This is a genomic window from Mycobacterium sp. UM_Kg27 (assembly GCF_000972905.1).
GTDB lineage: Bacteria > Actinomycetota > Actinomycetes > Mycobacteriales > Mycobacteriaceae > Mycobacterium.
Genome location: NZ_JRMM01000203.1, coordinates 1 through 5,117, shown reverse-complemented (window position 1 = coordinate 5,117; position 5,117 = coordinate 1). Strand labels below are relative to the sequence as shown.

Annotated in this window: 6 protein-coding genes; all 6 read left to right on the top strand. The window is 67.2% G+C overall.

The window, feature by feature from the left end; all coding sequences use genetic code 11:
* Positions 1-176: 176 nt before the first annotated feature.
* The gene (locus tag LI94_RS20170) at positions 177-1,361 is read left to right on the top strand and encodes a PPE family protein (protein ID WP_046302323.1); all 1,185 of its coding nucleotides are present in this window, start codon (positions 177-179) and stop codon (positions 1,359-1,361) included.
* A gap of 21 nt (positions 1,362-1,382) precedes the next feature.
* A complete protein-coding gene (locus LI94_RS20165; protein ID WP_024442751.1) occupies positions 1,383-2,093 on the top strand; it encodes an MgtC/SapB family protein in 711 nt (236 codons plus the stop codon).
* Between the two features lie 40 nt (positions 2,094-2,133).
* Entirely contained in the window at positions 2,134-3,057 is a 924-nt protein-coding gene (locus tag LI94_RS20160; RefSeq protein ID WP_024442752.1) for a sterol desaturase family protein, read from the top strand.
* 120 nt (positions 3,058-3,177) lie between these two features.
* On the top strand, positions 3,178-3,729 hold the full coding sequence (locus LI94_RS20155; RefSeq protein ID WP_024442753.1) for a LysM peptidoglycan-binding domain-containing protein: 552 nt from the start codon (positions 3,178-3,180) through the stop codon (positions 3,727-3,729).
* A 227-nt stretch (positions 3,730-3,956) separates the two neighbouring features.
* A complete protein-coding gene (locus LI94_RS20150; protein WP_239651282.1) occupies positions 3,957-4,520 on the top strand; it encodes a S1 family peptidase in 564 nt (187 codons plus the stop codon).
* Entirely contained in the window at positions 4,517-5,017 is a 501-nt protein-coding gene (locus LI94_RS20145) for a VOC family protein (RefSeq protein WP_046302321.1), read from the top strand. Before LI94_RS20150 ends, LI94_RS20145 begins: the two co-directional genes overlap by 4 nt.
* Positions 5,018-5,117 lie beyond the last annotated feature (100 nt).

The following is a 5,117-nucleotide window of genomic DNA, read 5'->3' as shown; positions in this document are numbered from 1 at the left end:
ATGTGTATAAGAGACAGGGTCTGGCATGAGTTGCTCCGGCATGTCGCCATGACCGCTGTCCCGATTCTCCTGCCGTCCGGATTACGGCTGCAACACATATCGGGCATCGACTCCGCCTGCACATCCCCAAGACCAGCCATTCGTGGCCGAAAAACCACCCAAAAAGGAGCAACGCCATGGACTTCGGAGCATTTCCGCCGGAAATCAACTCAGCACGTATCTACACCGGCCCCGGTTCGGGACCGATGATGGCCGCCGCGGCGGCATGGGACAAGATGGCCGCCGAGCTCAGCTCGGCCGAGGCCGCCTATCAGGCCGTCATCAACGGACTTGTCAGCGAAGGCTGGATGGGGCCGGCTTCGGATGCAATGGCTGCCGCGGCGACCCCCTACGCGGTATGGATGGGCGCCACCGCCGCCCGGGCAGAGCAGGCCGCCATGCAGGCCAAGGCGGCGGCCGCGGCGTTCGACGCCGCATATGCGATGACGGTCGCGCCCCCGTTGATCGTCGCCAACCGGTCTGCGCTCGCAGCGCTCGTGGCGACCAACGTCCTCGGCCAGAACGCTGCCGCGATTGCCGCCACCGAGGCGCAATACGGCCAGATGTGGGCCCAGGACGCCGCCGCGATGTATGGCTACGCGGCGTCATCAGCGGTGGCCACCAAGGTCACGCCGTTCACCGCGCCGCATGAGGTCGTCGACCCGTCGGCGCAGGGTGCCCAGCAAGCCGCGGTCTCCCAGGCCGCCGGCACGGCCGCTACGTCGAACGCGCAATCCGCAGCGTCCCAGGCGCTTACGAATACGCCGCAGGCGCTGCAGGCTCTCGCGACACCGGTGCAGCCGCCGCTGACGGGCGGTGAGGCGATCAGCACCGGCGACCTGGCGAACGGCGTGACCAACCTGATGAGCAGCTCGTTCAGCCCGATGGGCGCGGCGGCGATCTCCAGCTTCGCCGCCGACATGGCAGTGGTGCGTGGCGCTGCCATCGCCGCCGGCGATCCCCTGGGCTTGGGCGCGATCGACCCGTTCACGCCCACCATCGGGGGGCTTGGCGCCGGACTCGGCAACGGAATGCACGGGCTGAGCCCGCTCGGGATGGCCTCGGGTTCCATGGGAAACGCGCCCTCGGTGGGTGCCATGTCTGTCCCGAAGACGTGGGCCGCGTCGGTTCCGGCCACCGGTCCCGTCGGGGGAGCCGCGGCAACCGGGTGGACGGTGTCGGCACCCGCGCCTCAGGCGGGCCCGGCCGGCATGCCCGGGGTGCCGCTGGCGGGCGCCGGGCAGGGCCGAAACTACGGTTTCGCCGCCCCGCGGTACGGCTTCAAGCCCACCGTGATGGCTCGGCCGGTGGTCGCCGGCTAGGCATGTGTCATCGTTGACGTCATGCAGACGCTGAGCGTCGCCGAGTTCACGTTGCGACTGGCTGTCGGGCTGGGCTGCGGTGCACTGATCGGGCTGGAAAGACAGTGGCGTGCCCGAATGGCGGGACTGCGTACCAATGCGCTCGTGGCCGCCGGCGCGACGCTGTTCGTGCTGTATGCCGTCGCCGTGGAACCCAACTCGACCCGCGTCGCGTCGTACGTGGTGTCGGGGGTGGGCTTCCTCGGCGGCGGGGTGATCCTGCGCGAGGGGTTCAACGTCCGCGGTCTCAACACCGCGGCCACCCTGTGGTGTTCGGCCGCAGTGGGCGTGCTGGCGGCAGCCGGCGATCTGGTGTTCGCGCTGATCGGGACCGGCGCGATCGTCGGCACCCATCTGCTGCTGCGGCCGCTGGGGCGGTTCATCGACCGTGATCAGCACGTAGAGGAGGACGAACCGCATTCGCCTTACGAAGTGCAGGTGATCTGCCGGCCGAAGTCCGAGAAGTACCTGCGCGCCCAGATCGTGCAGCACACCGCCAGCAACGACCTGATCCTGCGGGGGATTCACACCGTTCGCGCCGGCGAGGACAACATCGCGCTCACCGCGTCGATGCTGTCGGACAGTCGGGCGCCGGACCGGCTTGAGCGCCTGGTGAGCGAGTTGTCACTGCAGCCGGGCGTCTACGCGGTCCAGTGGCATGCCGAAGATCAGTCGTCGCTGTCACCGGACTGAGCCCGGCGACGTCTAGGCTGTTGTTCCGGAGGTAGCGACGGTGGATGCGTTCGCAGCGGTGTGGTCGGCGTTGCCCGGGCCGATGCGCGACCCGGTTATCTTTGCCGTGCCTTTTTTCCTGCTGCTGCTCTCGCTCGAGTGGTTCGCCGCGCGCAAACTGGAGCAGTCCGAAGCAGAGCTGGTGCCGGTCGGGGCCTATCGCACCCCGGACGCCTGGGCGAGCATCTCGATGGGCCTGGTGTCCATGGCCACCACCGCCGGCTGGAAGTTCGTCGCGCTGCTGGGTTACGCAGCCATCTATACCTACCTCGCGCCGTGGCATCTGTCGCCGCAGCGCTGGTACACCTGGGTGATCGCACTCGTCGGGGTGGATCTGCTCTACTACACCTACCACCGCATCGCGCATCGGATCCGGCTGATCTGGGCGACTCATCAGGCGCACCACTCCAGCCGCTACTTCAACTTCGCCACGGCGCTACGCCAGAAGTGGAACAACAGCGGCGAGATCCTGATGTGGATTCCCCTGCCGCTGTTGGGCATTCCGCCGTGGATGGTGTTCGCCAGCTTTTCGGTGAGCCTGGTCTACCAGTTCTGGGTCCACACCGAGCGGATCGACAAGCTGCCTCGGGCAGTCGAGTTCATCTTCAACACTCCATCGCATCACCGGGTGCACCACGGCATGGACCCGGAGTACCTGGACAAGAACTACGGCGGGATCCTCATCATCTGGGACCGGCTGTTCGGCAGCTTCGCCGCCGAGCGGTTTCGCCCGCATTACGGGCTGACCAAGCCGGTCGACACCTTCAACATCGTGACCCTGCAATTCCACGAGTACGCCTCGATCATCGCCGATGTACGCCGTGCGACGCGGTGGCGCGACCGGCTGGGCTACATCTTCGGACCGCCCGGCTGGCAGCCCGTGGGCCCGGCAGCGGCCGTCTCCCAGCAACCGAGATTGCCGTGACGTAATGCGGGGCACACCGGCGGGTGTTCGCCTAGGCTGACTAACGTCGCATCGCAGCGACAACGCCCGGCGAGTCAGGCCGCGGCGGGCCGATGAAAAGGGGACAACGTGGCACAGAGCTTGGGAGACACGCTCACGGCAGGTAAGAAGCTCGTCAAGGGCGAGTCGCTGACCTCTAACAACGGGGCTTACACCCTGACGCTGCAGGAGGACGGCAACCTGGTGCTGGCGGCGAGGGGCAAAGCGATCTGGGCATCGGGTACCAACGGCAACGACGTGGTCCGTGCCGAGGTGCAGGCGGACGGAAACTTCGTGCTCTACACGGCCGACAAGCCGATTTGGCACACCGACACCAAGGGCAAGAAGGACGTCAAGCTGGTTCTGCAAGACGACCGCAACCTGGTGCTCTACGCTGCCGACGGCGCGGCCTGGTCCACCAAGACCGAGACCGACGCCCCGCCGCCGGAGGAGCCCAAGGCTGAAGAGGCGCCGGCTCCCGTGGAGGAGGCCGCACCCGCGGCACGCACCTACACCGTGGTCGCCGGTGACACCCTGTTCGCCATCGCCGAGCGGTTCTACGGCGACGGCAACAAGTACCCGCAGATCGCGGAGGCCAGCGGCATCGCCAACCCTGACCTGATTCACCCCGGTCAGGAGCTGACGATCCCCTGATCGCCGCACAACGCCGCCGCGGCGGCCCGGATCCCTTGGGGCCGGGCCGCCGCGCTGCGACATGGTGGCTTGATCCGGCCGGACCGAAACCGGCCCTCAACGATAGGAGTCGACGGTTGCGCAGGCGCGTTGCGCGGGTGCTGGCGGTGCTGCTGGGGATCGGTGCGACAGTTGCTGGGCCGACGGTCTTTCCGGCTAGAGCCGATCGGGTGCTGGTGTTCCCCGGGATGGAGATCCGCCAAGACACCCACGTCTGCACTCTCGGCTACGTCGACCCGGTGATGCGGATCGCCTTCACCGCCGGCCATTGCCGGGGAAGCGGAACCGTCACCGACCGCGGCGGGGCGGTCATCGGCAGGTTGGCGACCTTTCGCGACAACACTCCCAATGGTTCGACCGTCAACACCGACCAGGTGATCGCCGACTACGAGTCGATCGTGCTGGCCGACGATGTCGACGTCAACGATGTCCTCCCGGGCGGGCTGCAGCTGCAGGCCGGCCCGGACATCGAGCTGAAACCCGGTGATCCGGTCTGCCACTTCGGCATCGTGACCGGCGAGACCTGCGGCAACATCGAACGGGTCAACAACGGATGGTTCACCATGACGCGCAGCATTCGCAGTCAGCAGGGTGACTCCGGCGGCCCGGTGTATGCGCCGGGCGGCTCCGGCCCGGCCCGGATCGTCGGGCTGTTCAACAGTGTCTGGGGCGAATTCCCCGCCGCGGTGTCATGGTCGGCGATCTCGCAACAGGTCCGTGAAGACGTCGGCGTGCCGACCCCGCTGTCGTGACCCCGCCGCCTCGACCACCCATCCAGATCGCATGGGTCACAAACGATCTCGACGCCACCGAGTCGACGCTGACCGCGTTGCTCGGCGTGCGCAAATGGATCCGTATGCCCGGGGTGCACTTCGCCCCGGACACCTGCAGCTACCTCGACGAGCCGGCTGATTTCGTCGCCGACATCGCGCTGAGCTACGTCGGCGACATGCAGTTGGAGCTGATCGCGCCGGTGCGCGGACGCAGCCTCTACGACGACTTCCTCCGTGCCCACGGGCCGGGCCTGCACCATGTCTGCATCGAGGCCGAGGATCCCGAAACCTTCGACGTTATGCTGAGCGACACCGCCGAGCAGGGCGCCCAGGTGGTTGCCCGGGGCGTGATGCCCGGCGGTATGCAGTTCGCGTACGTCTCAGCTCCGGACGCCGGCATCCCTTACCTGGAGATCGCCTACATCCCAGCCGAGATCCGAGCGGTCTTCGACTACATCAAACAGGAGCAGCGGTAACCACCGCATCGGCGCCGATGGCCAGCGCCGGCGAAAAAGAGGAGTGGCGGCAATGAGCACCCAGATCCCGGACACCACCAGTGCCTGTCTCTTATACACA